The following is a 25,028-nucleotide window of genomic DNA, read 5'->3' as shown; positions in this document are numbered from 1 at the left end:
CGCTACCCGACCGGGCTGGGCGACGGCTCGGCGTCGGCAGACTTCGGAGGTTCCGCGACCGGCGAGCGGGTCTCGGGAACGGCGACGATCAGCAGCACCAGGGCGACGACGGCAATGGCGGTCAACGCGAGCATGGCGGTCGTGTAGCCCGCGGCCTGGTCGATTGCGCCGGCCAACGCCGGGCTGAGGGTTCCCCCGACGCCCTGCACCATCGTCGCGGCGCCGAACGCCACGTTGAAGCGACCGCTCCCCCGGGTCAGATCGGCCACCATGATGGCGAAGAGCGCACCCTGCAGCCCGGCGCCGATGCCGTCGAGCGCCTGCACGGCGATCACCTCGCCGGGGTTGGACGCCATCACGAACAGCAGGCCGCGCACGGGCAGCACCACGAAAGCCGCCACCATCAACGGTTTTCGGCCCCACTGGTCTCCCCTCTTCGACACCAAGAGCGCCATCGGGATCATCACGACCTGCGCCACGATGATCAGCGCGGCCTGGTACAGCGCACCGTCGCCGGTGTTGCCCACGGCCAGCTTCTGCCCGGTGATGGGCAGCATGGCGCCGTTGGCCAACTGCCACAGTCCGACGACGGCCGCCAGCAGCAGCAGCGGGCGGTTGCGCAGCAGCATCCGAAGTCCCGAGGGCTTGTCGTCGCCGCCGTCGTCGTCCTTCGGCGTCAGCCCTCGGGCGAGGTCGTCGTTGATCAGCTTCCCCTTGATCAACAAGGTGGACAGCACGACGAAGATGCCGAACAGGCTGGCCAGCCAGAATCCCATCTTCAGGCTGATGAGGTACCCCGCGAGACCGGCGACGGCCGAGCCCATCACGTTGCCCGCATGGTTGAACGCCTGCATGCGACCGGTCTGGGCGGCATAACGCTTGGGCCCGACCATGCCGAGCGCGATGGCCGCGATCACCGGGCCCAGCACGACACCGGCGACCCCGGTGATCAACTGGGCCGCCGTGACGATGGCGAAAGTCGGCTTGAGCGTGACGATGAACGTGCCGAACGAGGTGAGGGCGGCCGCGGCGGCCAGCAGGGCGCGCTTGTGTCGGGTGGCGTCGATCAGCGCCCCCGCCGGCGCGTTGAGCAGCAGCCCGACGGCCCCGCCGAGGGTGAGAATCAGCCCGATGTTGGCGGGGTTCCAGGTTTCCTTGTTGATGAGGTACACGCCGAGGAACGGCCCGAGGCCTGCTTGCACGTCGGCGAGGAAGAAGTTGACCCCGTCCAGCGCCCACAGGGACCGCTTCAACTCGGGGCTGTCCGTCGTCATCGGAGTGGCCGCCCGGTCAGCGTCCAGGAGCCGTAGCGGGTGGTGCACGTTCCGTTCGGACTCATCGCGTAAAGGGCCACGTCGCCGAGCTCGCCGCTGAAGTCGTCGACCGACGGCAGGACGAAAAGGTCGGTACGGCTGGATTCGTCGCGGGGCCAGGTGAGGGTGACGTGCGGGCGGAACCGGTCGTCCTCGTCGTCGGAGACGTCGTCGAAGCCGTAGCGCCGGAGTTGACGCACCCGGGCCGGGTCGTCGGGATGCGGGTCGTCGACGATTGCCGCCAGCGGCTCCCCGCCCGGTCCGTGCTCTCGGAGCCGGCCGCGCCGCAGCGGTTCCACGGCGGCGACCACGGCCCGCTGCACCGCCCGGAACCCGTCGGTTTGGTCGAAGAACACCTCGGGGGCGCCCTCGTGGTTGTGCCGGTATTGCGTGGCGGTGGCCGTGACTGGTCCGCACGTCCGTGCGGCCTCGGCGAGCGCGGCGCCGACCTGGGGCACCTCGTAATCCTCGACGGCCATCATGAAGATCGACACGTGCGGCTCACACGGCCCGTCGGATTGCCCTGGGAAGTCCGCACCGAGACGGAAGCACGCACCGCCGTGCGCCTCCATGGCGTCGGCCAGCTGGTTGCTGCACGTCACGGCCAGTTGACGTAGCCGTCGGGGAAGGACGAAGACGACGTCGAGTGTCACCAGGGTCATTGCGCTTCTCTCTCAAGAAGAGACCCGGTGGACCGGGTGGCAAACACCACGGCGATGTATTGCTGCGGGTGATGTTGACCGATGAACCTGAATCCAAACTGAAGATCCCGAACCTGGCAATCACCTGAATGCATTGTCCCTCAATGCATTAGTCGATTCGACGACTCCGCGGTCGGTGCGACGTCGATGCCAGGCGTCCGCTACAACCGCAGCGCGTCGGCAATCACCGCCGCCTGCGCGATCACCGCGTCCTGCCACGGCTGCAGGACGTGTGCGGGTGAGGCGTCGAAGCTCTGCCCGAACGGATCCGGCACCCCCGTCTCGTGCCCGGACAACGCCTCGAGCACCGCCAGCCCGCAAAACGGCACGTGCACAGGCGAATACCCGCCCTCGTGCGAGAACACGACCTTCCCGCCGCACACGTCTTCGGCCAGTCCCACCAGCGCGGCGGCCATGTCCTTGAAGCCCCCGGAGGTGACGGTCATGCAGCCCAGCGGGTCGACGGGGCTGGGGTCGAAACCGCTGGAGACGAAGATGATGTCGGGCCGGAAGGCGGTGACGGCCGGGACCGCGACGCGTTCGATCGCCGCGCGGTAGGCGCCGTTGCCCGAACCCGCAGGCAGGGGCACGTTGATGTTGGTGCCCTGCGCGCCGGTCTCGGTGACGCTGCCGGTGTCCTGCGGGAACAGCCGGTCCTGGTGCAGCGAGATGGTGAGGACGTCGGCGTCGTCGGCGTAGATCGACTCGGCACCGTTGCCGTGGTGCACGTCGTAGTCGACGATCGCCACCCGCTGCACTCCGAAGTTTGCGCGCACGTATTCGATTGCGACACAGACGTTCGAGAACAGGCAGTAGCCCATCCCCATGTCGCGGCGGGCGTGGTGGCCCGGCGGGCGCACCAGTGCATAGGCGTTGTCGGCGACGCCGGTGAGCACCGCTTCGGCGGCGGCCATGGTGCCACCGGCGGCCAGTCGGGCGATGTCGTAGGACCCCGGTCCGAACGGGGTGAAGCCGTCTCCCCCGTCGCCGCCGCGGTCGGCGCTCTCGCGTTCGATGCGGTCGACGTGGGCAGCGTCGTGCACGCGGAGCAAGTCGTCCCGGGACGCCATCCGGGGCTTCACCCGGACCAGTTCGTCGATCATGCCCGAAACCTCGACCAGCCCAGCCATTCTCGACTTCGACTCGGCGCTCTCGAACGTCATGTGCGGCTGGTTGAAACCGCCCGCCGGGAAGACGCCGATGTGCGTGCCGGTGTCGTGCCAGGCGTATCGCTCGTGCCAGACGTAGCCCGTGCGCCGTGATGCCGTCATCGTGTGATCCGTTCTGGTGTGTGCAGCGAGTCGAAGAGCTCGTCGACGCGCCGCTTTTCGTCCTCGCTGGCGGGTTTGAGGTAGGACACCGCCACGTAGACGGCGAAGTTCACCGCCAGCGCGGCCACCCCGGAGGTCATGCCGCCGAGCACCGGAATCGCGATGGGGAACAGCAGCTGCAGCACGCAGGCGGTCGCGAAGCCGAGCACCATCGCCGCGCAGGCCGACGTGGCGTTGCCCCGCCGCCAGAAGATGCCGAGGAACACCGTCGGCGCCAGCTGCACGATGCCCTGGTACGACACTTGCGCCAAAGCCACCATGCCCGAGGACAACACGTTCGTCGTCGCGACCGCGACGGCACCCGCCAGCAGCGTCAGCACCCCAACAGCGACCTTGCCCCAGCGGGGATCCTCGACCCGGGTGCCGCGGGCCACGCCCACGACGTCGTTGGCGATCTGGGCGCCGAGGGCCTGCAGGTTGGCTCCCACGTTGCCCATCGTCGCCGCGAGCACGCACACCCCCGCCAACGTCAGCACGAGCGGCCCGCCCACCGACGCGGTCAGGAACCACACCTCGTCGGGCGCGTCGGCGACACCGGGCAGCGTGGATGCGGCCATGGCCAGCAAGCACAGTGACGACCCGAAGATCACCAGCAGCGGGGTGGCCATCACCGCGGCCCGCTTGATGGACTTGGTGCTGTTGGAGGCGAACAGTCGCACGAAGATGTCCGGCCAGCACCAACCGCCGAGCGCCCCGGTGGCGATCAGGGAGAACAGGTAGAGCGGACCGTCGACGCTGCCCGGCCCAGGCAGGGTGAAGAAGGCCGGCTCCACCTCACCGAAGCCGTGCCCGTTGGTGAGCAGCCAGGTGAGCAGTCCGAGGATCAGCACCGTGCCGAAGAGGTAGGCGACGACGCCCTGGACGAAGTCGCTGATGACCAGGCCACGGGCGCCGAGACGCACGGTCCACCACTGCCGGACGACGAGCACGCCGATGCCGATCAGCACGGCCCACGCCGCGGGCACCGTGCCAAAGGACAGGTATTCGAAAACCAGTGTCAGCGACTGCATTCCGAGCACGACCCACGGGAACGACGCGATGGTGCCGATGACGGCGGCGATCACCCGCACCTTGGTGCACCCGTAGCGCAGACCCAGCAGGTCGGCCTGGGTGCGCAGGTCGAACCGGCGGCCCCATTCGTGCACGGGCCTGGCCAGCAGGAACATGAACACGACGGCGAGGATCGAATACGCCACGAAGTAGAAGCCGATGGCACCCGCGCTGGCGGCGTAGCCGGCGAAGGCAATGAAGATGGTGCCGGGCAGCCAGGTGTTGACGAAGGCCATGGCCGAGAACACCGGCCCGAAAGACCGCCCGGCGGTGGCATATTCGCTGAAGTCGGCGCTGCCCTTGGTGCGCTGCAGCACAACGAACAGCACGATCAGGAAGACGGCGATGCCGCCGTATCCGATGAGGATGTTCACGTCAGTCCTCCTCTGAGGAGGCGTCGACCCGGTACATGACCAGCAGCGACAGCACCCCGATGACGCCGGTGATCAGGAAGAACCAGACCCCGCCCTGGCCGACGATCCACGTCAGCGGCGGGAACAGCAGGATGACGAAGTTGAAGACGGCGATCGCGAGCACGATGCGCGCGGCTCGGGTCTTCGGCGGGCGTGGGACCGGCGTGGCCATCGGCGTCTCCATTCGTGCCGGAACGTTCCGGCACAACTGAGACTCGCGCCACACCCGCGCGTTGTCAAGCGGGGGACGCAAAATGACCCGCTGGCTACGATGGCCGAATGGCGGCGCGGCGGGTGACGATCGTGGAGATCGCCCAGCACGTCGGCCTGTCCAAGACGACGGTGTCCGACGCACTGCACGGCGGTGGCCGGGTGTCCCCTTCGACCGCCGCCCGGGTGACCGCCGCCGCTCGCGAACTCGGCTACGTGACCAACCGCGCCGCCCGCCAGCTTCGTGGGCGCAGCGTCGGCGCCTTCGGCATCTACATCCCGCCCGTCGCGCGAAACTTCAACTTCTACATGGAGTTCGCGTTCGGCGCCGCGCACGGCTCCGCCGAGAACGACGCCGACCTGACCCTCTTCGCGCGTGACGCCGACGTCGGCCCGCGGCACTTCCAGGTCGACGGCGTCATCGCCGTCGACCCCCTGCCCGGTGACCCCATGCTCGAGCGCTTGGTCGAGGCCGGCATCCCCATGGTGACCGCCGGGCGGCCGCCCGCAGCCCTCGCCGACGCGGTGGCCGCCGTGATCGAGGCGCCGCACTCAGACCTCGCCCGCACCGTGCTGGATCACCTGCGCGACAGCGGTTTTCGCAGGCCCGCCTTCGTAGGGTCCGATCAGCGGTTCTACTCGTCATGGGCCGACGACGTGCGGCAGACCTACCTCGACTGGTGCGCGGCACACGACGTCGAGCCGTCCGCGTTCGACTGCCCGCTGGGTGCCACCACCGAGGAGCTGAGCGCCGCCGTTCGATCGGCGGTGACACCGCCGGACGTCGACGCCCTGGTGTGTGCGCCGCAGGGGTTCGCCGGACGGTCCATGGCCATCCTCGAATCGGTCGAGCGCCCCGTCGGCCCCGCGTTCGGGCTGGCCGCGTTGAGCAGCGACCCGACGACGGAACTGGGCAACCCACTGATCACGGCCGTCGAACTGGCCCCGTGGACGTTCGGCCGCGAGGCCGTCAACCTACTCGCGTCGGTACTGGCCGGTGAGCCGCACGACTACCTGAACCGGTTCACCAACGTCAGCGTCCGCACGGCCGGCGGGCGGATCACCAAGAGCTAGGCGACCCACCCGCCGAAGACCATGCGGCACAAGCGGTTACGACTCGCCGTCGTCACCAGCCGATGCCGGCTTGGCAGCCGCACCTGCTCCGTCGGCATCAGTCGTCGGCTTGGCGTGCTTGGCGTTGCCGCGCGAATGGGCACCGGCCGTAACCTTCTTCGGCGCCTTGACCGCGTCCTTGACGTCCTTGACGTCCTTCACGTCCGTGTCCTTCACCGACGTGGCGGGCGGAGTCTTGTCCGGGGTGACGGGATCGGACGCCGGGTCGACGTCCTTGACCGGCGTCGGATCCGGGGCAGGCGCCGCCGGCGTCTTGTCGGGCACGACGTCGACCGGGGGCGCTTCGTCCACGATCTCCGGTTCGACGTCGGGAACGACCGGGGTGACGACCGGGGCCACCACCGGGTCGGCCACCTCGGGGTCGGCGGCACGTGAGGACCGCGACAGCGTCAAGGTGTTGTCGGCGGAGAACGTGCTCATCGTCGACACGTCCGACGCGGCGAACGCCGGCGGTGGCGGCGGCGTGGTGGCCAGCGCCGCCACGATGCCGCGCTGCGCGGCTTCGATCCCGTCGACGATGGCTCCGGCACCGGCGCCGAGTGCCGCGACGAAGTTCCTCGTCCCGTCCAGAGCGGCGTTGACGATGTTGGGGAGGTTCAAGGTCAGCAGGGCGGCGACGAAGTCCTGGGTGCCGACGATCAGCGACGTCGTCACACCATTCGCGGCCGCCAGGAACCCGTTGATCACGCTGATGTACGCCACCGGCAGGGCCGAGCTCAACGCCGCCTGCACCAGCGCCGCCTTCTGGCTGCGCCAAATGATCGAGTCGAGCAGCGGCTGCCCGACTGCGATCACCGAGTCACGGATCGCGGTCGCCACGGTGTCGAAGGCGCCGACGAAGTTGAGCGCCAACACTTCCTGGATCGTCTCAATGGTCACCCCGGGGATGGCCAGGAGCGACTGAGTCAGGCCGACGCCCGCCTTGGCGAAGCCCGCCAGGTAGACCGCCCAGTCGTCGATGGTGTTGAGGATGTTCTGCCGGATGATCGGCAACGACAGGATGTATGGCCAGTCGAGCGCCGCGAGCTGGACGTCCCGCGACACCGTGGCGGTCACCTGCGCCACGTCCGCCACCGGGCGCACCGGCGCCATCGGACTGATGGGGGTCAGTGCGATCGCACCGGCCCCGACAAGCGCGACTCCCGTGGTGAACCACGGTCGAACCGAAACGTCCATGCTTACTCCAACCCCCGACGATATTGACGAATGTGACAGTAGCCCTAAGCAAGCTCTCAGGTTGACCTATCGACCGATCTTCCGGTGACGGCGGGCACAGCACCGCAAAGGACGCGTAAAGACGGCGTCAGCGGGGCGTCAAGAAACCGTAAGGGACCACGTCCTGCCTGGTAGGCGAGCCTAGCGTCGGCGGCATGTCCATTGTCGTGTTCGTGCTGCTGACCATCGCGATCTTCGCGGTGCTCGGCGGAGTCCAGAGGATGTTCGAGCGATGAGCTACGCCAACCTCGTCGGACTCGTCCTCGCCATCCTTCTCGCGGTCTTCATGGCCGCGGCGCTCCTGTTCCCAGAGAGGTTCTAGTGACGTCCACCATCGCGGGGGTCCTGTTCCTCGGGTCCCTGATCTTGGCGCTCGTCGCGGTGCACGTACCGCTTGGCGACTACATGTTCCGGGTGTACGACTCCGACAAGCACTCGCGCGTCGAACGCTTCCTGTACCGCGCCATCGGCGCCGACCCCGAATCCGAGCAGGGCTGGGGCGCCTACGCCCGCAGCGTCCTGGCGTTCTCGGCGGTGAGCGTCCTGGCCCTGTTCGCCTTCCAGCTGGTGCAGGGCAAGCTGCCACTGCACCTCAACGACCCCGCCACCGAGATGACCCCGGCATTGGCGTGGAACACCGCCGTCAGCTTCGTCACCAACACCAACTGGCAGGCCTACTCAGGTGAGAGCACCCAGGGCCACCTCGTCCAGATGGCCGGGTTGACGGTGCAGAACTTCGTCTCCGCCGCCGTCGGCATGGCCGTTGCCGTGGCCCTGGTGCGCGGGTTCGCCCGTACCCGCACCGGTGACCTCGGCAACTTCTGGGTCGACCTGGTCCGCGGCACGCTGCGCATCCTGTTGCCGCTGTCGGTGATCGCCGCACTGGTCCTGATCGCCGGCGGCGCCATCCAGAACTTCCACCTGCACGACCAGGTGGTCACCACCGTTGCCGGTGCGCAGCAGACCATTCCGGGTGGGCCAGTCGCCAGCCAGGAAGCCATCAAGGAGCTCGGCACCAACGGCGGCGGCTTCTTCAACGCCAACTCGGCGCACCCGTTCGAGAACCCCACGGCGTGGACCAACTGGGTGGAGATCTTCCTGCTGCTGGTCATCTCGTTCTCGATGCCGCGGATGTTCGGCCGGATGGTCGGCAACCGCAAGCAGGGGTACGCGATCGTCGCGGTCATGGGACTCATTGCCACCTGCAGTGTTTCGTTGACGATGTTCTTCCAGATCCAGGCTCACGGCACCGTCCCGACGGCGATCGGCTCGGCGATGGAGGGCGTCGAAACACGCTTCGGCGTTCCCGACTCGGCGGTCTTCGCCGGCGCGACGACGCTGACCTCGACCGGCGCCGTGGACTCGTTCCACGACTCCTACACCAGCCTCGGCGGCCTCATGACGATGTTCAACATGCAGCTCGGCGAAATCGCCCCCGGCGGTACGGGTTCCGGCCTGTACGGCATGTTGATCCTGGCCGTCATCACGGTGTTCGTAGCGGGCCTGATGGTCGGCCGGACGCCCGAGTACCTCGGCAAGAAGATCACACCGCGGGAGATCAAGCTCGCCGCCGCCTACTTCCTGGTGACCCCGCTGATCGTGCTGACCGGCACGGCCGTCGCGATCGCCATGCCCGGCCAGCGCGCGAGCATGCTCAACACCGGGCCGCACGGCCTGTCCGAGGTGCTCTACGCCTTCACCTCCGCGGCCAACAACAACGGCTCGGCGTTCGCAGGCATCTCCGTCAACACCGAGTGGTACAACGTCGCGCTCGGCCTGGCGATGGCGTTCGGCCGCTTCCTGCCGATCATCCTGGTACTGGCCCTCGCGGGTTCGCTTGCCGCCCAACGCAGCACACCGGAGTCCGTCGGCACCCTACCCACCCACCGGCCCCAGTTCGTCGGCTTGGTCGCCGGCGTGACGCTCATCCTCGTCGCGCTGACCTTCCTGCCGATGCTGGCGCTCGGACCCCTCGCTGAAGGAATTCACTGACCATGACCACCACCAACACCACCCCGCGCGTCGAACGTGACGCCACTGCGGGACACGACGCCGAAAACCACGGTGACGTCACGCTCGGCGACGCCACGACCACCAAGCGCGTCGGCGGCGGGCTGCTCGACCCGAAGATGCTGCTGCACTCCATCCCCGACGCGGTGAAGAAGCTGGATCCGCGGACGCTGTGGCACAACCCGGTGATGTTCGTCGTCGAGGTCGGCGCGGTCTGGAGCACGGTGCTGGCCGTCGCCGAACCGTCGTGGTTCGGCTGGCTGACCGTCGGATGGCTGTGGCTGACGGTGATATTCGCCAACCTCGCCGAGGCCGTCGCCGAGGGGCGCGGCAAGGCCCAAGCCGACTCCCTGCGACGGGCCAAGGCCGACACCGTCGCCCGCCGACTCGTCGGCTGGGCCCCGTCGGTGCCCGGCACCGAGGAGGAAGTCGCGGCCCCGCTGCTGCGCCAGGGCGACGTCGTCGTGGTCGAAGCGGGCCAGGTGATCCCGGGCGACGGTGACGTCGTGGAGGGCATCGCCTCGGTCGACGAATCCGCGATCACCGGCGAGTCCGCCCCCGTGATCCGCGAGTCCGGCGGCGACCGGTCCGCCGTGACCGGCGGTACGACCGTGCTGTCCGACCGGATCGTCGTGAAGATCACCCAGAAGCCCGGCGAGAGCTTCATCGACCGGATGATCGCGCTCGTCGAGGGCGCGAACCGGCAGAAGACGCCCAACGAGATCGCGCTGAACATCCTGCTCGCGGCGCTGACGCTGATCTTCGTCTTCGCGGTGGCCACCCTGCAGCCGCTGGCGATCTTCTCCAAGGCCAACAATCCCGGCGTCCCGGATTCGTTGGCGCTCAACGGCGACGGCATCAGCGGCATCGTGATGGTCGCCCTGCTGGTGTGCCTCATCCCGACCACCATCGGCGCCCTGCTGTCGGCCATCGGCATCGCGGGCATGGACCGCCTGGTGCAGCGCAACGTGCTCGCCATGTCGGGCCGCGCGGTCGAGGCCGCCGGCGACGTCAACGTGCTGCTGCTCGACAAGACCGGCACCATCACCCTCGGCAACCGGCAGGCGGGCGCGTTCCTGCAACTCGACGGCGTCACGCCCGAGCGGTTCGCCGACGCCGCCCAGCTGTCCAGCCTGGCCGACGAGACACCCGAGGGACGCTCGATCGTGGTATTCGCGAAGGAGCGCTTCGGGCTGAAGGCCCGCGCCGCAGGCGAATTGACCGACGCGCAGTGGATCGAGTTCACAGCCGCGACGCGCATGTCCGGCGTCGACCTCGGCGACGGTCACCAGCTGCGCAAGGGTGCGGCCGCGTCGGTCGCCGACTGGGTCCGCGCCAACGCCGGCACCGTCCCCCCGGAACTCGGCGCGATCGTCGACGAGGTGTCGTCGGCGGGCGGTACGCCGCTGGTCGTCGGTGAACTCCGCGACGGCGTGGCCCGTGCGCTCGGCGTCATCCACCTCAAGGACGTCGTCAAGCCCGGCATGCGGGAGCGGTTCGAGGAGATGCGCCGGATGGGCATCCGCACGGTGATGATCACCGGTGACAACCCCTTGACCGCCAAAGCAATTGCCGACGAGGCCGGGGTTGACGACTTCCTCGCCGAGGCCACCCCCGAGGACAAGCTGGCGCTGATCAAGCGCGAGCAAGAGGGCGGCAAGCTCGTCGCGATGACCGGCGACGGCACCAACGACGCCCCCGCCCTGGCGCAGGCCGACGTCGGCGTCGCGATGAACACCGGCACGTCGGCAGCCAAGGAGGCCGGCAACATGGTCGACCTCGACTCCGACCCGACCAAGCTCATCGAGATCGTCGAGATCGGCAAGCAACTGCTGATCACCCGTGGCGCCCTGACCACGTTCTCGATCGCCAACGACATCGCCAAGTACTTCGCGATCATCCCGGCGCTGTTCGTCACGCTGTTCCCCGGCCTCGACCTGCTCAACGTGATGCGGTTGCACAGCCCGCAGTCGGCGATCCTGTCGGCGGTCATCTTCAACGCCGTCGTGATCATCGCGCTGATCCCGTTGTCGCTCAAGGGCGTCCGCTACACCCCCAGCAGCGCCTCGAAGCTCCTGAGCCGCAACCTGTACGTCTACGGCCTCGGCGGCATCATCGCTCCCTTCATCGGCATCAAGCTGATCGACCTGGTAGTCCAACTCATTCCCGGGATGTCCTAAACATGAAGCTCTCCAGTCTCATTCGTCAGCACGTCGCAGCCCTTCGGGCCCTGCTGGTGCTCACCGTGATCGTCGGCGGCGCCTATCCCCTCCTGGTCTGGCTCGCCGCCCAGCTGCCCGGCCTCGACGGCAAGGCCGACGGCTCGATCGTCCAGGTGGGCGGAAAACCGGTGGGCAGCAGCCTCATCGGTCAACTCTTCACCTCCGCCGACGGCACCCCGCTGCCGCAGTACCTGCAGAGCCGGCCGTCGATGGCAGGCGACGGGTACGACCCCATGGCCACCAGCGCCAGCAACCTCGGCCCGGAGAACGTCGTCGACGGACCCGACAAGCCGAGCCTGCTGACTCTGGTGTGCACGCGCAGCCAGGACGTCGCCAAGCTCGACGGCGCCAACGGCGCGCGTCCGTTCTGCACCGGTGAGGGCGTCGGCGCCGTGCTGTCGGTCATCGGCCCGCGGGACACGTCCGGCCCCATGGCCGGTCAGGTCACCCACCCCGTCCGGGTGGTCAGCGTCAACGAACCATGCGACACCACCAAGGCGCCGTTCCTGGCCACCTACGAAGGCGTCCGCGTCGAATGCGCCAAACCCGACGAGGACTACTCCATCGGCCAGCTGGTGCCAATCCACGGCGCCTCGACCGCCAGCCCCCAGGTGCCCGCCGACGCCGTGACCGCCAGCGGCAGCGGGTTGGACCCCGACATCTCCCCCGCGTACGCCGCGCTGCAGGTCGACCGCATCGCCAAAGTCCGTGGCATCAGCGCCGATCAGGTCAGGACCGTCATCGCCGCCCACACCGACGGCCGGGCCCTCGGATTCATGGGCGAGCCGTCGGTCAACGTCCTGGCCGTCAACCTTGCACTGGACGGGCAGCGGGTAGGTGGATGATGGGCTGGTGAGTCCCCAAGCGCCCGCGTCCACGCACCGCCCCAAGCGGGGTGAGCTGCGGATCTACCTGGGCGCGGCGCCGGGGGTCGGCAAGACGTTCGCGATGCTCGGCGAGGCGCACCGCCGAATCGAACGGGGCACCGACGTCGTCGCCGCGGTCGTGGAAACCCACGGCCGCAAGCGGACCGCCCAACTGCTCGACGGCATCGAACTGGTCCCACCGCGCCTCATCACCTATCGCGGCACCGAGTTCGCCGAGTTGGACGTCGAGGCGGTGCTGGCCCGCCACCCCGAGGTCGTGCTGGTCGACGAGTTGGCCCACACCAACACCCCGGGATCGAAGAACGCCAAGCGGTGGCAGGACGTCGGCGAGCTGCTCGACGCCGGCATCGCGGTGGTCTCCACCGTCAACGTGCAGCACCTGGAGAGCCTCAACGACGTCGTCGCACAGATCACCGGCATCGAACAGCAGGAAACCGTTCCCGACGAGGTGGTCCGGCGGGCCAACCAGATCGAGCTCGTCGACATCACCCCGGAGGCGTTGCGGCGCAGGCTCTCCCACGGAAACGTCTACGCCCCCGAACGCATCGACGCCGCGCTGAGCAACTACTTCCGCCAGGGTAATCTCACGGCCCTGCGCGAGCTGGCTCTGCTGTGGCTCGCCGATCAGGTCGACGCGGCCCTGGCCAAGTACCGCGCCGACCACGAGATCAGCGACACCTGGGAGGCCCGCGAACGCGTCGCCGTCGCCGTCACCGGCGGTGAGGAATCGGAGACGTTGGTACGCAGGGCTTCTCGCATCGCGTCGCGGTCCAGCGCCGAACTGATGATCGTGCACGTCGTGCGCGGCGACGGACTGTCCGGCGTCTCGGCGCCGCAGATGGGCAAGATCCGCGAGCTCGCCGCCAGCCTCGGTGCGACGCTGCACACCGTCGCCGGCGACGACGTCTCCGGCGCATTGCTGGACTTTGCCCGCGAGATGAACGCCACCCAACTGGTTCTCGGAACCTCGCGACGCTCGCGGTGGGCGCGCATCTTCGACGAGGGCATCGGCGCGGAGACGGTGCAGCGGTCCGGGAAGATCGACGTCCACATGGTCACCCACGACCAGGCCAAGAGTGGGCCGTCGTGGGAGGCGGCGCCCCGCAACCGACGGGTGGCGTCCTGGGTGGCCGCGGCCGTCGTCCCGTCGGCGCTGTGCGCCGTGATCGCCCTACTGCTGGATCGCTTTCTCGGCATCGCCGGTGAGAGCGTGCTGTTCTTCGTCGGCGTGGTCGTCGTGGCCCTCCTCGGCGGTGTCGGCCCCGCCACGGTGTCAGCGCTGCTGTCGGGCATGCTGCTCAACTACTTCCTGGTCGCGCCGCGGTACACGTTCACCATCGCCCAACCCGACAGCGCCGTGACGGTCGTGGTGCTGATCCTCGTCGCGGTGGCCGTCGCCGCCCTGGTGGACAACGCGGCCAAGCGGGCCAGGGAGGCCCGCCGCGCGTCTCAGGAGGCCGAGCTGCTGGCCCTGTTCGCCGGATCGGTGCTGCGCGGCGCCAATCTCGACACGCTCCTCGAGCGTGTCCGCGAGACGTATTCCCAACGCGCGGTGAGCATTCTGCGTGAGCACGACGGTGAACAGCGGATCATCGCCTGCGTCGGCGCCGACCCGTGCGTCGACGTGGACTCCGCCGACACCGCCATCGAAGTCGGCGACGACGAGTTTTGGATGTTGATGAGTGGACGGCAACTCGCGGCCCGCGACCGGCGCGTGTTGACCGCCGTCGCCACCCAGGCCGCGGGGTTGGTGCGCCAGCGCGAACTGATCGACGAGGCGGGCCAGGCCGAGGCCATCGCGCGGGCCGACGAACTGCGCCGGTCACTGCTCTCGGCGGTCAGCCACGACCTCCGAACGCCGTTGGCAGGAGCCAAGGCTGCGGTGTCGAGCCTGCGCGCCGACGACGTCGGCTTCTCCCCCGAGGACACCGCGGAACTGCTCGCCACCGTCGAGGAGTCGGTCGACCAGCTCACCTCACTAGTCGGCAATCTCCTCGACTCGTCGCGCCTGGCCGCCGGCGTGGTGCGACCCGAGCTGCAGCGGGTCTACCTCGACGAGATCGTCCACCGCGCGATCCTCGGAATACCCAGGGGCACCGCCGGTTTGGACCGCGTCAAGGTCGAGGTCGGCGACACCGCCGTGATGGCCGACGCCGGACTGCTGGAACGCGTGCTGGTCAACGTCGTCGACAACGCGATGCGCTACGCGCCCGCCGGCGTCGTCCGCGTCAACGCGGGCCGGGTCGGGGACCGAGTACTCGTCAACGTCGTCGACGAGGGGCCAGGCATCCGGCGCGCTCAAGTCGACGAACTGTTCGCCCCCTTCCAACGGCTCGGCGACCACGACAACACCACCGGCGTCGGGTTGGGCCTTTCGGTGGCAAAGGGTTTCGTCGAAGCCATGGGCGGCAGCATCAGCGCCAGCGACACCCCCGGCGGCGGCCTGACCGTCGAGATCGAGCTGGCGGCATCATGATTCGAGTGTTGGTGGTCGACGACGAACCGCAAATCCTGCGGGCGCTTCGCATCAACCTGTCGGTGCGCGGTTACGAGGTGCACACGGCCGAGACCGGTGCGCAGGCGCTCAAGGTCGCCGCCGAGCACAAGCCGGACGTCGTCGTCCTCGACCTCGGGCTGCCCGACATCTCCGGCATCGAAGTCCTCGAGGGACTGCGGGGCTGGCTGACCGCACCCGTCATCGTCCTCTCGGCCCGCACCGACTCCTCCGACAAGGTCGAGGCCCTCGACGCGGGGGCCGACGACTACGTCACCAAACCCTTCGGCATGGACGAGTTCCTCGCCCGCCTGCGCGCGGCGGTCCGGCGCGCCGCCGCCTCGGTGGAGACAGATCAACCCGTCGTCGAAACCGATTCCTTCACAGTCGATCTCGCGGCGAAGCTGGTCACCAGGCACGGCGCCGAAGTCCACCTGACCCCCACCGAGTGGGGCATGTTGGAGATGCTGGTGCGCAACCGCGGCAAGCTCGTCGGCCGCGAGGAATTGCTCAAGGAGGTGTGGGGCCCGGCCTACGCCAAGGAAACCCATTACCTGCGGGTGTATCTCGCTCAACTGCGCCGCAAGCTGGAGGACGATCCGTCCCACCCGCGCCACCTGATCACCGAAACCGGCATGGGTTACCGCTTCGCGCAGTGACCGCGGGTCATTCGACGTCCATCAACCGTGCGGCGACCTGAACCAGCGGCGCGTGCAGGTTCTGCAGCGCCTGAGGGTCGTCGTCCACCAGGGCGTTGATCACCAGCGCCGAGATCGCCGCCACCAACGTCCGGCAGGCGAACACCTGCTGCTCGGTGCGGGCGTCGAACACCATCGCAATGCCGTCGACGAACTCCCCCTGCTTCTTGAGGCGAAGGACGGCGGCCTCGGGTCCCGCTGCGTTGATGCCACTGAGGTACAGCAACGAAATTTCGGGCTTGCGGGACATGACGTCGAGGTAGGCGCCCAGCAGCGAGGCGAACCGGTCCAACGGGGTATCCGTCAGCGGTGTGTCGAAGATCGCACCGACCACGGCCCCCTGCCGTCGTTCGTAGCTCGCAAGGAAGCAGGCCTGCTTGGAATCGAACAGTTCGTAGAAGGTCTGGCGCGAAACTCCGGCGGTCTTGACGATGTCGGCGACGCTGGTGTCGCCGTAACCCTTGACGGACATCTCCGCTTCGAGCGCCTCGAAGATTCGCTCGCGCTGGTGCGCTCTGACTTCGTCGCGGCTCAACTGATGCCGACCGGGTCTGAGTCGTTTGCTGATACTCATGCCTTGGCTGCCGTCGGACGTGGTTTCTGTGGGCCTCCTGAGTGTAGGCGCATAACGGGCAGTTTCCTGCGATTGCGATTTATGAACGGGACCGTTTATATTTGCCGCAACGGGCGGGTCCAGCTGAGGGGACTGGATCCGCCCGAACCTTGAAATAGGTCAGTGACCAGGGCCCTTGATCGCCTGCAGCGTGTAGGTCAACGGCAGCCGTTCGCCCCCCTCGACCAAGACGAATTCACCCTCGAAGTCGGGGCTCTCGACCATCGCGTCGTCGAAGAAGTTCCACGCCAATTCGCGGTGCTCCTCGAACCCGGTGATGGTGAATCCGGCCTCCAGCAGCGCCGTGAATATTTCGCCAAGGCCGTGGTTGAACGAGATCGACTCCGGTGACGAGACGACCCCGGTTCCGGCGTAGGTGTCCTCGTAGACGAAGCGCGTCCCCGGCGTCTCGAAGTACGGATACTCCACGACGAGCAGGCCGTCGGGCCGCGGATCGCTCATCGCCCACAGGATCGGGTGGCCCTCCCTGACGAACAGGCGCCCGCCGGGACGCAGCAGCGCGGCGACGACACTCGCCCACTCGCGGATGTCGGGCAGCCAGCACAAGGCGCCGACGCCCGTGTAGACGACGTCGGCGCACTCCGCACCCAGGGCGTCCACCGCGCTGGCCACGTCGGCCTCGACGAACGTCACGTCGTTGCCTGCGCGGGTGGCAAGTGCTCGCCCGGCCTCCACGGCGGACGGCGAGAAGTCGAGGCCGGTAACCGATTTCGCGCCAAGCCGGGCTAGAGACACCGTGTCGGTGCCGATGTGGCATTGCAGGTGCACGACGTCGAGGCCGTCGAGTCGCCCGAGCCGCGGAAGGTCGTAGCTCACCACACCGGAGAGGTAACCGGGGTCGTCGAAGCTCGCGAGGTCGTAGCCACCGGGGCCGGTGTGCATCGGCACCCGCGACTCCCAGTTGGCGAGGTTGACGGTGCGCCAGTCGTCGGTCATGACGCGATTCTCACAGACCGCTCGGCGCCGAGCGTTGGCCTGGTGGCGGAATGTGGCGCCATCCGCCGCCATAAGACCCACGGTCGACGAGACCGCTTAGCCCGCCGTCTCCTCGGCAAGCGCGATCAAGCGCGCCCGCACCAGGTCGGGGCGCTCGTCGATCACGAAGTGTCCGGCGTCGACGGGCTCGAAGGTGTAGTCGTCGGCGTTCGCGGTCTCGGGTGCGGCGAGTGCCGGATGCACCGCGATGTCCCCCATGCCAAACAGCACGCGGATGGGCACGGTCGACCGTCGCACCTCGGGATTCCGTGCAGCCACCGGCATTTCACGCAGGAGGAACGTCCGATAGGTATCCCTTGCCGTTCGCGCGACGACGGGATCGCGGAAGCGGTCGGCGTAGACCCTGGCCGCCGCGGGATCCAGGCGGTGTGCCGTGGGCCCGAGGTTGAACAGCTTTCGCAGGAACGGGGTCCGTCGCTGCAGCGACACTCCGACGGTCGCCATGAGCGGTTGGTACATCATCAATCGCCACGCATGCGGCGCAAGCGTGCGCGCGGTCACCCACGGGTGCGCCATGTTCATCACCAGGTAGCCGTCGAACCGCTGCGGCGCGGCGAGCAGCATCCGGTACCCGACGAAGCCACCCCAGTCGTGGCCCACGAGCAACACGCGGTCCAGCCCAAGGGCATCCATCAGCGCCAGCACGTCGGCGGCGACGTCGTCCTTGGCCCAGCGGTGCGGCGCGGGCCCCGACCAGCCGTACCCGGGCAGATCGGGGGCGATGATCCGCAAGCCGGGCGGCGGGTCGGCCAGCAGACCCCGATACACCCAGTGGTGCTGCGGCCACCCGTGCAGCGCCAACACCGGCCTGCCGTCCTCCGGCCCGGACTCCGTCACGTGGAAGCGCACCCCGCGCGCCTGGACGAAGGATCGGCGGACACCGTCGATCGGCGGCACAAGACTAGTCATAAGTCCAGGTTATGGGACCGCCGTAGCCAGTACGCTCCCGACTATGCCGGGCTACCGCGAAATGTTCGACGCCAGTATCGAAGACGCGTCCGCGTTCTGGGCACAGGCGGCTGAGGCCGTCACGTGGACCCGCGCACCGCAACGCATCCTCGACGACTCCAATCCCCCGTTCTACCGGTGGTTTCCGGACGGGGAGCTCAACACCTGCGCCAACGCGCTTGACCGCCACGTAGACGACGGCCGCGGGGACCAAGCGGCGCTGATCTACGACTCGCCGCTCACCGGCACCAAGCGCACCTACACCTACCGCGAACTGCTCGACGAAACCGCGCGCTTCGCGGGCGTGCTGCGCGGCCTCGGCGTCGAGAAGGGCGACCGCGTCGTCATCTACATGCCGATGGTGCCCGAAGCCGTCATCGCGATGTTGGCCTCGGCCCGCCTCGGGGCGGTGCACTCGGTGGTGTTCGGCGGCTTCGCAGCCCACGAACTCGCCGCCCGCATCGACGACGCCCGGCCTGCGGTACTCGTCACGGCGTCGTGCGGCATCGAGCCCACCCGCATCGTCGACTACAAGATGATCGTCGACGGCGCATTGCACATCGCCGAGCACGACACGCCGGCATGCGTCGTCCTACAGCGCGAGCAGCACCCCTGCCATCTGACGCCTGGCCGCGACGTGTCGTGGACCGAGGCCATCGCCGACGCGGAACCCGTCGACCCCGTGCCCGTCGCCGCGACCGACCCGCTCTACGTGCTCTACACCTCGGGCACCACCGGCAAGCCCAAGGGCATCGTCCGCGACAACGGCGGCCACGCAGTCGCCCTGCTGTGGACCATGAAGCACATCTACGACACCGAACCCGGCGACGTGTACTGGGCCGCCTCCGACGTCGGCTGGGTCGTCGGCCACTCCTACATCGTCTACGGCCCGCTGCTGCTCGGCGCGACCACCGTGCTGTACGAAGGCAAGCCGGTCGGCACCCCCGACGCCGGCGCCTTCTGGCGGGTGGCCGCCGAACACGGTGTGAAGGCGTTGTTCTCAGCACCGACGGCCATCAGGGCCATCAAGAAGGTCGACCCGGACGCCGCCCAACTCGCCGGGCACGACCTCTCCAAACTGCAGTACCTGTTCCAGGCCGGCGAACGGCTGGATCCCAGCACCTACCACTGGGCGGCCGAGAAGCTGGGCATCCCCGTCGTCGACCACTGGTGGCAGACCGAGACCGGGTGGTCGATCGCCGCCGCGCCGATGGGCGTCGAGGCGTTGCCGATCAAGCCCGGCTCGGCGACGGTGCCGATGCCCGGCTACGACGTGCGCGTGCTGCGTCCCGACGGCACGGAATGCGAAGCGGGCGAGGAGGGTTCGATCTGCATCAAGCTCCCGCTTCCGCCCGGCACGTTGCCGACGCTCTGGGGTGACGACGACCGGTACGTCGCGTCCTACCTCTCGGCGTTCCCCGGCTACTACCTCTCGGGTGACGGCGGCTATCTCGACGCGGACGGCTACCTGTTCGTCATGGGTCGCACCGACGACGTCATCAACGTCGCGGGGCACCGACTGTCGACGGGTTCCATCGAAGCCGTCCTCGCGACGCATCCGGCCGTCGCCGAGTGCGCGGTGATCGGGGCGGCCGACGAGCTCAAGGGCCAAGTGCCGCGCGGTTTCGTCGTGCTCAAGTCGGGTGCGTCGGCCGACGGTCTGCTCGAAGAACTGGTCCTCGCGGTACGCGAGAACATCGGCGCGGTCGCGGCCCTGAAGAGGGTCGACGTCGTGGCGGCCCTTCCGAAGACCCGCTCGGGAAAGATCCTGCGAAAGACCATGCGTGGCATCGCCGACGGCCGCGACGAGCCGGTGCCGTCGACCATCGAGGACGCCAGCGTGCTGGACGCTCTGACACCCATCCTCAGGTCTTGATCCGCAGCGGCGCGATTCGACCTATTCTCGAATAGTCATAGGTGAATGTTCGACCGAGTCGACAGAGGTGAACTCACATGAGCGTTCAAGAGCACAAAGCCGGCGGATGCAACTGTCATTGCAATGCGTGCGACGGCGGCCATCACTGCGGAAACCCGCCCAACTGCAACGTGCGGCGCTAGGAAACCTCTGCTGCCGTTTCCGGCTCGGCGCGTAGCCAGCTCGGGAACGGCAGTGGGGCGCCTTCGGAGCGCTTGCTGTCGAAGGAGAAGAGCACCAGGCTCACGGCGAAGCTGATCAGTGCCACGATGCCCAGCGCGCCGGCCATCAGAAGGTCGCCGCCACCGAGGGTGACGACGGCGATCACACCGGCCATCACCGCGCCGAGCATCGTGACCAGCCCGGCAGTCGCCAGGATCTCGGCGCTCGGATCGTCGCTGTACTTCGTCTTCTGATCGGTCACGGACGGTTGTTACCCCGGGCCCTCGAGTTCAAAACGTGCCGTCACGCGCTGCCATCCGCCCGTCGCTCCGCTCGCCCGCGATGGACAGCGCGATGCCGTCGAGAATGTCGTGCTCGCTGACCACCAACTCGTCGATGCCGGCTCGGCCGCCGAGCGCCCTGGCCAACTCCTCGACGACGATGGCGCCGCCGCCGATCACGTCGACCCGGCCCTCGTGCATGGGTCCCAGCGCGGCGCGCTGGCGCCGGGTCATGCCCAACAGCGCCTCGCACACCTTGGACAGCTCGTCGAAGCCGACGCGCGACAGGTGGATCGCGTCGGAGTCGTAGGCCGCCAGGTTCATCGCCAGCGCCGACAGCGTGGTCATCGTGCCCGCCACCCCGACCCAGGTTCGCGCCTGCTCGACGGGCACCACGTCGAAGACGGCGTCGAGAGCGTCGCGGACGACGGTGCGGGCGGCTTCGATCTCCAGTGCCGTCGGCGGATCGGACTTCAGGCACCGCTCCGTCAGCCGGACGCAACCGATGTTGGCCGAATAGCTCGCGTCGACCCCGTCGGCAGTGCCCAGCACCACCTCCGTGGACCCGCCGCCGAGGTCGACGACCACGAATGGCGCTGCGGCGGAGCCGAGTTCACCGACGGCACCGCGGAAAGACAGCGCGGCCTCCTCCGTGCCGGTGATCACCTCGGCGACCGCCCCCGGCACCACGGAACCCAGCACCTCGGCGGTCATCGCGAAGAACTCGTCGCGGTTGGCCGCGTCGCGGGTCGCCGAGGTGGCGACCATCCGGACCGTCGCCACCGAGTGTTCCCGCAGCAGTTCGGCGTAGTCGACGAGGGCCGCGCGGGTCCGCAGCAGCGCAGGCTCGCCGAACGCGCCCGTCGCGTCGACGCCCTCACCGAGTCGCACGATGCGCATCTCGCGGTGCACGTCGACGACACGCCCGTCGACGACGTCGGCGATCAACAAGCGAATGGAGTTGGTACCGCAGTCGATTGCAGCGACCCTCACGTCCACACCTCTCGGTCCAGGATTCCGGCCATCGCGGGCTCGGCGGCCAGCACCGCCAGCGCCTCGTCACCGAAGGGGTTGACGCCGGGCCCCTTGGCCAGCGAGTGCGCGATGACCACGTGCAGACACTTCACCCGGTCCGGCATCCCGCCGCCGGAGAACGTCGTGCCAAGCGACTCGACGGCGTCGCGCTCGGCCAGGAAGGACTCGTGCGCGCGTAGATACGCGGCGGCCAACTCCGGATCGTCGGCCAGCCGTTCGGTCATCTCGCGCATCATCCCGGAGGACTCCAGCCGACTGGCCGCCGCGGTCAGCGCCGGATGCGTCAGGTAGTACAACGTCGGAAAGGGCGTTCCGTCAGGAAGTTTCGGCGCCGTCTTCACCACGGCGGGTTGACCGTTCGGGCAGCGGTAGGCGATCTCCAGGACACCTCGCGGCTCACGGCCCAACTGCTGCGCGACGGCGTCCAGATCTTCGGCGTCAACCACCGGGACCTGGCGGGATCGGAGCGGGCGGCACCTCGGGAGCACCGGGGACCGGCAGGTCGGCGCCGGGCAAGTCGGGGGCCGACGGAATCTGCGAAACCCCATGCGGCGCATCGGCAATCGTGTGCCACAGCGAGGTGTACCACGGCTGCCCGCTCGGCGGCTTCGCCGGATCCACGCCCGGCGCCTCCACCGGGGCGGCTCCCGGCGGCAGCTGCACCTGATACGGGATGTCGCCCGGCATCACGAAGCCGAGCCGTTCGCGGGCTTGGGCCGCGATGTACACCGGATCCCCGAGCTTGAGCTTCTGCTGCTCGAGATCGGCGATTTGCGAACGCAATTGGGCCTCCGCGTCGACGAGTTGCTTCATCTCGGTCCGCTGGGCGAAGTACGTGCGCACCGGCCCCGCGATCGTCAGCGTCAACACGCACACCACCGCCGCGAGGATCGCGGCACGCCTGGCAGCCGAGCCCAGGCGCTGCTCGGACTGCTGCTCGGCCGCGTCGGCAATGGCCTTCCTGATCGGCTCGATGACACCGGTCGGCGCGTCACCGTCGTCGACCTCGGCGGCCGGCTCGGGAGCCGGCCGCGCCTCGATGGCGCGGGGTTCCCGCCGAATCGGGGTTGCCCCGCGCGGCCGTCCGCCACCCTTCCCCGGTCGCGACGCGGGAGCGCGTCGCTTGGGGTCGGGCCGCTTCGGGTCGGGCATGAACGACGAACTTCGACCGCTGCTACTTGGTCTCGACGGAGAAGCGCGGGAACGCAAGGTCGCCGGCGTAGCGGGCGGCGTCGCCGAGCTCCTCCTCGATGCGCAGCAGCTGGTTGTACTTGGCGACGCGCTCGCTGCGGGCGGGCGCGCCGGTCTTGATCTGCCCGCTGCCGACCGCCACGGCCAGGTCGGCGATCGTGGTGTCCTCGGTCTCGCCGGAGCGGTGGCTCATCATGGTGCGGTAACCGCTGCTGTGCGCAAGGTTCACCGCGTCCAGCGTCTCGGTGAGCGTGCCGATCTGGTTGACCTTGACCAGGAGGGCGTTGGCGGCACCCTTCTCGATGCCCTCCTCCAGACGCTCCGGGTTGGTGACGAACAGGTCGTCGCCGACGATCTGGATGCGGTCACCGATCGCGGTGGTCAGCGACACCCAGCCGTCCCAGTCGTCCTCGGACAGCGGATCCTCGATCGACACCAGCGGGTAGGCGTCGAGCAGTCCCGCGTAGAACTCCGTCATCTGCGCGGCGGTGCGGTTCTGCTTCTCGAAGGCGTATCCGGTGCCGTCGGTGTAGAACTCGGTCGCGGCGACGTCGAGCGCCAGCGCGACGTCGGAGCCCAGCTTGAAGCCGGCACCCTCGATGGCCGAGCTGATCAGGTCGAGCGCGGCCACGGTGCCCGCGATGTCCGGTGCGAAACCGCCCTCGTCGCCGAGGCCGGTGGCCAGCCCCTGCTTCTTGAGAACCGACTTCAGCGAGTGGTACACCTCGGCGCCCCAGCGCAGGGCCTCCTTGAACGACGCGGCACCGATCGGCGCGACCATGAACTCCTGGACGTCGACCCCGGTGTCAGCGTGGGCGCCACCGTTGACGATGTTCATCATCGGCACCGGCAGGATGTGCGCGTTCGGGCCACCGAGGTAGCGGAACAGCGGCAGGCCTGCGGCGTCGGCGGCGGCCTTCGCGACGGCCAACGACACCCCGAGGATCGCGTTGGCGCCCAGGCGGGACTTGTCGGGCGTTCCGTCGCAGTCGAGGAGCGCCTGGTCGACCAGCCGCTGGTCGTCGGCGTTGAGACCGATCACGGCGGGGCCGAGCTCATCAATGACTGCCTTTACTGCTTTTTCTACGCCCTTGCCGAGGTAGCGGCTGCCGCCGTCACGGAGTTCGACGGCCTCGTGCTCACCGGTGGACGCGCCGGACGGGACCGCGGCGCGGGCGGCGGAGCCGTCGTCGAGCGCCACCTCGACCTCCACGGTCGGGTTGCCCCGGGAGTCGAGAATTTCTCGCGCTGCAATCTGCTCGATGACGGGCACTGGCGTCTCCTCGGTGGTGCTGGCTGCGGACTGGTCGTGCAAGGACACAGCCTAGAGCGTGCGGTTTCCTCACGCCGAAACAGACACCGGGAGAGCTACAGGGAATGCCCTTCGGCGTAGGCGGTGGCCCAGTCGCGCACCGTCCTGGCGTACTGGTCGGAGAGGTTGTAGGCCCGCAGCGCGTCCATCCAACCGCGAGGAGTGGCGAGGTCCTTGCCGCGCCAACACAGGTATCCCGCCGCCGACAGCGCCGCGTCGTCGACGTTGTCGGCGCTCACGACGCCGTCGTTGTTGGCGTCGACGCCGTAGAGCTCCCACGTCGCGGGGATGAACTGCATGGGACCCATCGCACGGTCCATCTGGGGATCGCCGTCCAGCACGCCGCCGTCGGTGTCCGGGATCGACATGTTGCCGAGCGAGCCGTCGAGTCGCACACCACGGATCGGCGGGGTGACGTCACCGTCGGGGGCGACGGTCGCACCGCGATAGGTGCCGTGATGGCTCTCGACCATGCCGATGCCCGCGAGCGTCGTCCAGGCCAGGTGGCACTTCGGGTTCTCGACCTCGGCGACGCGCGCCGCGTAGGCGTAGGCCTCCAGCGACGTCGCAGGGATGCCGAGCGCGGCCGAGCGCTCCGAGGCCCATTCGCTCAGCTGATCGGCGGGTCGGCCCTTGGCGTGCGTGTCGACCTGCGGCACCGGATCACCCGGCGGAGGCGGGACGCCCTCGGGGATCGGGATGCCGGTCTGCCACGAACACGATGAGGCCATCAGCAGGGCCGTGGCGACGACAACCGCGACGGCCCGCAGCCAACGCACTGGCGACACCGGACTCCCTCGAACATTCGGACTCCAGCCATCGTCCCATGCGTCCGGCACTGCCCCGTTTCACTGCGTTTGGCGAGGCGTGCCGTTC

At 68.6% G+C, this 25,028-nt stretch carries 23 protein-coding genes; 8 read left to right on the top strand and 15 right to left on the bottom strand.

The window, feature by feature from the left end; all coding sequences use genetic code 11:
* Positions 1–2: 2 nt before the first annotated feature.
* The 5 genes from ASD37_RS26770 to ASD37_RS26750 all read right to left on the bottom strand — a co-directional run bounded on the left by ASD37_RS26770 (position 3) and on the right by ASD37_RS26750 (position 4,980).
* Positions 3–1,274 (bottom strand): MFS transporter, encoded by a 1,272-nt coding sequence (locus ASD37_RS26770; protein ID WP_056558956.1) that lies wholly within the window; start codon positions 1,272–1,274, stop codon positions 3–5.
* On the bottom strand, positions 1,271–1,975 hold the full coding sequence (locus tag ASD37_RS26765) for a hypothetical protein (RefSeq protein WP_056558953.1): 705 nt from the start codon (positions 1,973–1,975) through the stop codon (positions 1,271–1,273). The genes ASD37_RS26770 and ASD37_RS26765 overlap by 4 nt, the downstream gene beginning before the upstream one ends.
* 200 nt (positions 1,976–2,175) lie before the next feature.
* A complete protein-coding gene (locus ASD37_RS26760; RefSeq protein WP_056558951.1) occupies positions 2,176–3,285 on the bottom strand; it encodes a class II histone deacetylase in 1,110 nt (369 codons plus the stop codon).
* On the bottom strand, positions 3,282–4,769 hold the full coding sequence (locus ASD37_RS26755) for a sodium:solute symporter (RefSeq protein WP_056558948.1): 1,488 nt from the start codon (positions 4,767–4,769) through the stop codon (positions 3,282–3,284). Before ASD37_RS26755 ends, ASD37_RS26760 begins: the two co-directional genes overlap by 4 nt.
* Before the next feature lies 1 nt (position 4,770).
* Positions 4,771–4,980 (bottom strand): hypothetical protein, encoded by a 210-nt coding sequence (locus ASD37_RS26750; RefSeq protein ID WP_156721125.1) that lies wholly within the window; start codon positions 4,978–4,980, stop codon positions 4,771–4,773.
* Between the two features lie 107 nt (positions 4,981–5,087).
* On the opposite strand from ASD37_RS26750, the gene ASD37_RS26745 reads away from it, so the two are divergent.
* On the top strand, positions 5,088–6,092 hold the full coding sequence (locus ASD37_RS26745; protein WP_056558941.1) for a LacI family DNA-binding transcriptional regulator: 1,005 nt from the start codon (positions 5,088–5,090) through the stop codon (positions 6,090–6,092).
* A 36-nt stretch (positions 6,093–6,128) separates the two neighbouring features.
* Here ASD37_RS26745 and ASD37_RS26740 read toward each other — a convergent pair whose 3' ends face one another.
* Positions 6,129–7,328 (bottom strand): hypothetical protein, encoded by a 1,200-nt coding sequence (locus ASD37_RS26740; RefSeq protein ID WP_056558938.1) that lies wholly within the window; start codon positions 7,326–7,328, stop codon positions 6,129–6,131.
* A gap of 271 nt (positions 7,329–7,599) precedes the next feature.
* On the opposite strand from ASD37_RS26740, the gene ASD37_RS31710 reads away from it, so the two are divergent.
* From ASD37_RS31710 to ASD37_RS26710, 6 genes are read left to right on the top strand one after another with little or no spacing between them, the layout of a single operon-like run.
* Positions 7,600–7,689 carry a potassium-transporting ATPase subunit F gene (locus ASD37_RS31710; RefSeq protein WP_142555106.1) on the top strand — a complete coding sequence of 30 codons (90 nt, stop codon included), beginning with the start codon at positions 7,600–7,602 and terminating at the stop codon, positions 7,687–7,689.
* Complete coding sequence (kdpA, locus tag ASD37_RS26730; RefSeq protein WP_056558935.1) at positions 7,689–9,359, top strand: potassium-transporting ATPase subunit KdpA; 1,671 nt, start codon at positions 7,689–7,691, stop codon at positions 9,357–9,359. Before ASD37_RS31710 ends, kdpA begins: the two co-directional genes overlap by 1 nt.
* Before the next feature lie 2 nt (positions 9,360–9,361).
* Positions 9,362–11,557: a potassium-transporting ATPase subunit KdpB gene (kdpB, locus tag ASD37_RS26725; protein ID WP_082570444.1), complete on the top strand. Its 2,196-nt coding sequence runs from the start codon at positions 9,362–9,364 to the stop codon at positions 11,555–11,557.
* 2 nt (positions 11,558–11,559) lie between these two features.
* On the top strand, positions 11,560–12,444 hold the full coding sequence (locus ASD37_RS26720; RefSeq protein WP_056558933.1) for a potassium-transporting ATPase subunit C: 885 nt from the start codon (positions 11,560–11,562) through the stop codon (positions 12,442–12,444).
* A complete protein-coding gene (locus ASD37_RS26715) occupies positions 12,437–14,962 on the top strand; it encodes a sensor histidine kinase KdpD (protein ID WP_056558930.1) in 2,526 nt (841 codons plus the stop codon). Before ASD37_RS26720 ends, ASD37_RS26715 begins: the two co-directional genes overlap by 8 nt.
* On the top strand, positions 14,959–15,639 hold the full coding sequence (locus ASD37_RS26710) for a response regulator (RefSeq protein ID WP_056558927.1): 681 nt from the start codon (positions 14,959–14,961) through the stop codon (positions 15,637–15,639). Before ASD37_RS26715 ends, ASD37_RS26710 begins: the two co-directional genes overlap by 4 nt.
* Positions 15,640–15,646: 7 nt before the next feature.
* Here ASD37_RS26710 and ASD37_RS26705 read toward each other — a convergent pair whose 3' ends face one another.
* The 3 genes from ASD37_RS26705 to ASD37_RS26695 all read right to left on the bottom strand — a co-directional run bounded on the left by ASD37_RS26705 (position 15,647) and on the right by ASD37_RS26695 (position 18,217).
* On the bottom strand, positions 15,647–16,252 hold the full coding sequence (locus ASD37_RS26705) for a TetR/AcrR family transcriptional regulator (protein WP_235568561.1): 606 nt from the start codon (positions 16,250–16,252) through the stop codon (positions 15,647–15,649).
* A 159-nt stretch (positions 16,253–16,411) separates the two neighbouring features.
* The gene (locus ASD37_RS26700; RefSeq protein ID WP_056559953.1) at positions 16,412–17,248 is read right to left on the bottom strand and encodes a bifunctional 2-polyprenyl-6-hydroxyphenol methylase/3-demethylubiquinol 3-O-methyltransferase UbiG; all 837 of its coding nucleotides are present in this window, start codon (positions 17,246–17,248) and stop codon (positions 16,412–16,414) included.
* 96 nt (positions 17,249–17,344) lie between these two features.
* A complete protein-coding gene (locus ASD37_RS26695) occupies positions 17,345–18,217 on the bottom strand; it encodes an alpha/beta fold hydrolase (protein WP_056558924.1) in 873 nt (290 codons plus the stop codon).
* A gap of 43 nt (positions 18,218–18,260) precedes the next feature.
* Here ASD37_RS26695 and ASD37_RS26690 point away from each other — a divergent pair, with 43 nt between their 5' ends.
* Positions 18,261–20,132: a propionyl-CoA synthetase gene (locus ASD37_RS26690; protein WP_056558921.1), complete on the top strand. Its 1,872-nt coding sequence runs from the start codon at positions 18,261–18,263 to the stop codon at positions 20,130–20,132.
* A 178-nt stretch (positions 20,133–20,310) separates the two neighbouring features.
* On the opposite strand, the gene ASD37_RS26685 is transcribed toward ASD37_RS26690, so the two are convergent.
* The 6 genes from ASD37_RS26685 to ASD37_RS26660 form a co-directional block, all read right to left on the bottom strand.
* Positions 20,311–20,595, bottom strand: coding sequence for a hypothetical protein (locus ASD37_RS26685; protein ID WP_056558919.1), 285 nt, complete (start codon positions 20,593–20,595; stop codon positions 20,311–20,313).
* Between the two features lie 28 nt (positions 20,596–20,623).
* Positions 20,624–21,607: a Ppx/GppA phosphatase family protein gene (locus tag ASD37_RS26680; protein WP_056559951.1), complete on the bottom strand. Its 984-nt coding sequence runs from the start codon at positions 21,605–21,607 to the stop codon at positions 20,624–20,626.
* Complete coding sequence (locus tag ASD37_RS26675; protein ID WP_056558916.1) at positions 21,604–22,095, bottom strand: DUF501 domain-containing protein; 492 nt, start codon at positions 22,093–22,095, stop codon at positions 21,604–21,606. The genes ASD37_RS26680 and ASD37_RS26675 overlap by 4 nt, the downstream gene beginning before the upstream one ends.
* Positions 22,088–22,801 (bottom strand): septum formation initiator family protein, encoded by a 714-nt coding sequence (locus ASD37_RS26670; protein ID WP_056558913.1) that lies wholly within the window; start codon positions 22,799–22,801, stop codon positions 22,088–22,090. Before ASD37_RS26670 ends, ASD37_RS26675 begins: the two co-directional genes overlap by 8 nt.
* A gap of 22 nt (positions 22,802–22,823) precedes the next feature.
* Positions 22,824–24,113, bottom strand: coding sequence for a phosphopyruvate hydratase (gene eno / locus ASD37_RS26665; RefSeq protein WP_056559949.1), 1,290 nt, complete (start codon positions 24,111–24,113; stop codon positions 22,824–22,826).
* A gap of 95 nt (positions 24,114–24,208) precedes the next feature.
* The gene (locus tag ASD37_RS26660; protein WP_056558910.1) at positions 24,209–24,940 is read right to left on the bottom strand and encodes a lytic transglycosylase domain-containing protein; all 732 of its coding nucleotides are present in this window, start codon (positions 24,938–24,940) and stop codon (positions 24,209–24,211) included.
* Positions 24,941–25,028 lie beyond the last annotated feature (88 nt).

It is taken from the genome of Mycobacterium sp. Root135, from assembly GCF_001426545.1.
Taxonomy (GTDB): Bacteria; Actinomycetota; Actinomycetes; order Mycobacteriales; family Mycobacteriaceae; genus Mycobacterium.
Note: the sequence above shows the minus strand (reverse complement) of the source record. Positions and strands in the feature narration are given on the sequence as shown.

Coding starts and splice junctions, on each gene's coding strand:
- kdpB (WP_082570444.1), top strand. CDS start 9,362: ATGACCACCACCAACACCACCCCGCGCGTCGAACGTGACGCCACTGCG.
- ASD37_RS26745 (WP_056558941.1), top strand. CDS start 5,088: ATGGCGGCGCGGCGGGTGACGATCGTGGAGATCGCCCAGCACGTCGGC.
- ASD37_RS26690 (WP_056558921.1), top strand. CDS start 18,261: ATGCCGGGCTACCGCGAAATGTTCGACGCCAGTATCGAAGACGCGTCC.
- ASD37_RS26770 (WP_056558956.1), bottom strand. CDS start 1,274: ATGACGACGGACAGCCCCGAGTTGAAGCGGTCCCTGTGGGCGCTGGAC.
- ASD37_RS26695 (WP_056558924.1), bottom strand. CDS start 18,217: ATGACTAGTCTTGTGCCGCCGATCGACGGTGTCCGCCGATCCTTCGTC.
- ASD37_RS26710 (WP_056558927.1), top strand. CDS start 14,959: ATGATTCGAGTGTTGGTGGTCGACGACGAACCGCAAATCCTGCGGGCG.
- ASD37_RS26765 (WP_056558953.1), bottom strand. CDS start 1,975: ATGACCCTGGTGACACTCGACGTCGTCTTCGTCCTTCCCCGACGGCTA.
- ASD37_RS26740 (WP_056558938.1), bottom strand. CDS start 7,328: ATGGACGTTTCGGTTCGACCGTGGTTCACCACGGGAGTCGCGCTTGTC.
- ASD37_RS26750 (WP_156721125.1), bottom strand. CDS start 4,980: ATGGCCACGCCGGTCCCACGCCCGCCGAAGACCCGAGCCGCGCGCATC.
- ASD37_RS26670 (WP_056558913.1), bottom strand. CDS start 22,801: ATGCCCGACCCGAAGCGGCCCGACCCCAAGCGACGCGCTCCCGCGTCG.
- ASD37_RS26760 (WP_056558951.1), bottom strand. CDS start 3,285: ATGACGGCATCACGGCGCACGGGCTACGTCTGGCACGAGCGATACGCC.
- ASD37_RS26705 (WP_235568561.1), bottom strand. CDS start 16,252: ATGAGTATCAGCAAACGACTCAGACCCGGTCGGCATCAGTTGAGCCGC.
- ASD37_RS26700 (WP_056559953.1), bottom strand. CDS start 17,248: ATGACCGACGACTGGCGCACCGTCAACCTCGCCAACTGGGAGTCGCGG.
- ASD37_RS31710 (WP_142555106.1), top strand. CDS start 7,600: ATGAGCTACGCCAACCTCGTCGGACTCGTCCTCGCCATCCTTCTCGCG.
- ASD37_RS26720 (WP_056558933.1), top strand. CDS start 11,560: ATGAAGCTCTCCAGTCTCATTCGTCAGCACGTCGCAGCCCTTCGGGCC.